Raw genomic sequence first — 3,686 nt, forward strand, 5'->3', positions numbered from 1 at the left:
TGGATTCATCACTTATTGGCGCAATGATGAAAAAGATCCACCCGGATACCAGCTACCAGTCGTTTTCCATTGGCTTTCCCACGCTGGATCACAAAGAGATCGATGAGCGTAAATACCAGCAGATAGTAGCCAAACATGTAAACTCACGTCATACGGAGATACCGTTTGACTGGCCGGAAATAGAGCAGCGTTTGCGCCAGGCAGTGTATCATTCCGAATGCCCCTTGAAAGAATCTTATAACACCTGCTCCCTGGCCTTATCCGAAAATGTGCGCAACAGCGGCGTAAAGGTGATCCTTACCGGTGAAGGCTCTGACGAGTTCCTGGGTGGTTACGTAGGTTACCGCTTTGATGTGCAGCGCAGCCAGATGCCGGTGGAGAAAGACCTGGAAGACCTGCTGGAAGACCAGATGAATGAGCAGCTGTGGAGTGATCCCAATTTCTTTTATGAGAAAAGGCATGTCTCTTTCCGGGAAACCGTGCAGGCCTTGTACTCCGATGAGGTGAATGAAGGTTTCAGCGAATTTGACTGCCTGGAGCACCTGGGTATTGACAAACGTAAGCTGGAAGGCCGCCACGCTTTTCATAAACGTTCTTACCTGGATATGAAGCTGCGCCTCTCAGATCACCTGGTAGCAGATCATGGCGACCGGGTAGCCTATGCAAATTCCATTGAAGGCCGTTATCCTTTCCTGGATGTGAACCTGGCCAACTTTGTAAAGACCATCCCTCCGGAAATAAAATTAAAGAACCTGGTAGAGAAATATATTCTGAAGGAAGTAGCAAAAAAATACCTGCCCGAAGAGATCTATGCCCGCCAGAAACAAGGCTTTGTAGCACCCGGCAGTCCGCACCTGTTAAGGAATAACATAGAATGGATCAACGATATGCTTTCTTACGACCGCATTAAAAGGCAGGGTTATTTTAATCCCGATACCATCGAAAGGCTGAAGAAAATATACCGCAAAGATGATTTTAAGCTGAACCTGCCTTTTGACAGCGACCTGTTAATTGTGGTGCTCACCTTTAACATTTTCCTGGATGTATTTGACATGCCTGCCTTCGCTCATTCAAACGCTCAAAAATTAGTTTATGCAAGTTAATAACGTATCTAAAAAGAAGCTGGGCATTATAGGTGGTATGGGATCGCATGCCGGCGTATGGCTGTTCAACCGCATCACGGAGCTGTCTTACGCACAAAAAGACCAGGAGTACCTGGACATTTTGGTACATAACAACAGCGCTATCCCCGACCGTACCCGCGCCATTGTTTATAAAGAGGCCAGCCCTTTACCTGAGCTGGAACGCTCTATCAGCATTTTTAACAACAGTGCCGTGGAAGTGGCCGTGCTGGCCTGTATGACGGCACATTATTATTGTGAGCAGCTGGAACAGCATTTCCAGGGAAAGATCCTCAGCGCGGTGAACCTGGTGCAGGAAGAGCTGACCACTAACCCCCTTTATACCGGCAAAAAGAAGATCGGCATCATTGGCTCAACAGGCCTGCTGCGCTCCGGCATTTACCAGCAACGTTTGGAACCCCTGGGATATGAAGTAGTGACCCTGAATGAAACGGAGCAGGAGGAATTTTTTATGCGCCCGATTTACATGGACGGTGGCATTAAATCAGGCTGTCTTACCGACGAGGTAAAGCAAATGTTCTGCTGCCAGGTACCCATACTGGTATCAAAAGGTGCGGAGGTAGTGATAGGCGCCTGCTCTGAGGTGCCGCTGGTAATGAAGGGCAGCATGGTAGTGCCTTTTATAGATGCTTTTGAACTGCTGGCCCGCAAAACAGTTGAGTACTGCTACTACGGCGCCCGTACTATTTCCAAAATTAAAAACTAACAACAATGGAATACCAACACAGGATATTAATAGGCGGCATTGGGGATGATGCGCATTCCGTGGGAATAGGGCTGCTGGAGCTGGGTTTCAAGGATGCAGGATTTTTTGTAAAGAGCCTGGGCATCCGTAATCTTATTTCCTCATTTTTTGATCATGCACCGGACTTTGACATCATTATGATCTCTAACAAGAACGGGCATGCGGAATTATACCTGCAGGATTTTGCCCGTCTTATGAGCCAGTACAAGCTTACGGACGACAGCACCAAGCTGTGGTACCTGGGCGGCAGCCTGGCCGTGAGCGAATCTGATTTCCAGATCAAGAAGAAATACCTGGGCATGGGATTTACCAACGTATACCCGAAGCCGGTACCCTTTACCCAGGTGCTGGAAGAGATCCGGAAAGATATTCACCGGCATGAGATCCCCAAACGGGAAAGCAACTACCGCAAGAACAGGCGCCGCTCGCTGGTAGCGGAAAAGCTGCGGGTAGATGAGATCACGGACCGCCAGTGGACCCGTGAAGAGCTGACCACACACCGTAAGGAGGTGCTGGCAGAGTGGCATACCGGCCGGGAGGTAATGACAGACACTTACCAGAACGCAAATAAACAGCACACGCTGGGTAATATATTATGGAGCAACAAGCAGGCCGGTAACAAACCCCTGTTCCAGCCCAGGACCGGCGTAGCGGATATTGAGCAGCAGATAACCCTGCTGCAGCACCTGGAAGCAGAAGGCAGCGATGTAAGCTCTGTGCAGCTGGATGCAGCCTCACGCTCACGCATGTATGATAAGGCAGAACTGGGAAAAGATCTGAGCATAGAAAGAAAACAATCACAGCTGAACGGGTTCCCCATCCCGGTGTACGGCGTAAAAGAGGTACGCCGCCTGATCACTTCCCTGAAACGGCCTTTCCAGCTGAGAGGCGGCGGGCCTGATCACCGTTTTACCTACGAGATTGCGCTGGCAGCCGGTATTACCGCGGTAGAAGGCGGCTGTATCTGTTACTGCCTGCCCTATGATAAGCTGACCAACCCCATAGAATCTTTACGAAACTGGCAATTCATTGACCGTCTGAGCGCCTTTTATGAAGAAGTGCATGATGTAAGCATTAACCGCGAATACTTTGGTACGCTCACGGCTACGCTCATAGAGCCTTCTTTAGCCATCTCCGTGAACGTTATACAGGCTATCCTTACTGCACAGCAGGGTGTAAAAAATATCACTGTAGGTTATGCGGAGCAGGGCAACCGTGCACAGGACATTGCCGCTATACAGATAATGGAAGAACAGGTGAATGCCTTCCTGCGTTTGTACGGATTTATGGATGTGCGGGTAACCACCGTGTACCACCAGTTCATGGCTGCCTTCCCATCTGACTATAAAAAAGCGGAAGACCTCATTTTTAATTCCAGCATTACCGCCACGCTGGCCGGCGCTACCAAGGTGATGGTGAAAACCGCTGTGGAAGCCATTCGCATCCCCGATCGTTTTGATAATGCAAAGGCAGTGAAGCTGAGTAAACAGGGCGCCCTAACTGCACATCACAGCATGGTGGATAAGGAAAAGCTGAAGATCGAAAAGCAGCTGATCCGCTCTGAAGTAAAACAGATCATGGACGCTGTAATGCAGCTGTCCAGCGGTTCTATTGCCAAAGGCGCTATCAAAGCCATTGAAGCAGGCATACTGGATATTCCATGGTCGCCCAGCATTTACAACAAAGGAAAGGTAGTAGGCGTGCGGGATATAGATGGCGCAGTACGTTTCTACGATTTTGGCAACCTGCCTTTTGATGAAAAAACAAAAGATTTTCACCGGGAGAAAGTAGTGATCCGC

At 49.3% G+C, this 3,686-nt stretch carries 3 protein-coding genes; all 3 read left to right on the forward strand.

Going from position 1 to position 3,686, the window contains the following annotated elements; translation table 11 throughout:
* On the forward strand, positions 1-1,103 hold a 1,103-nt coding region (locus VIM87_RS21785), incomplete at its 5' end, for an asparagine synthase C-terminal domain-containing protein (protein ID WP_331999050.1).
* On the forward strand, positions 1,093-1,848 hold the full coding sequence (locus tag VIM87_RS21790) for an aspartate/glutamate racemase family protein (protein ID WP_331999051.1): 756 nt from the start codon (positions 1,093-1,095) through the stop codon (positions 1,846-1,848). The genes VIM87_RS21785 and VIM87_RS21790, both read left to right, overlap by 11 nt.
* Before the next feature lie 5 nt (positions 1,849-1,853).
* Positions 1,854-3,686: methylaspartate mutase subunit E (locus VIM87_RS21795; protein WP_331999052.1), on the forward strand; the 1,833-nt coding region annotated here is incomplete at its 3' end.

Origin of the sequence: Chitinophaga sp., from assembly GCF_036569125.1 — a bacterium.
GTDB lineage: Bacteria > Bacteroidota > Bacteroidia > Chitinophagales > Chitinophagaceae > Chitinophaga.

Coding starts and splice junctions, on each gene's coding strand:
- VIM87_RS21790 (WP_331999051.1), top strand. CDS start 1,093: ATGCAAGTTAATAACGTATCTAAAAAGAAGCTGGGCATTATAGGTGGT.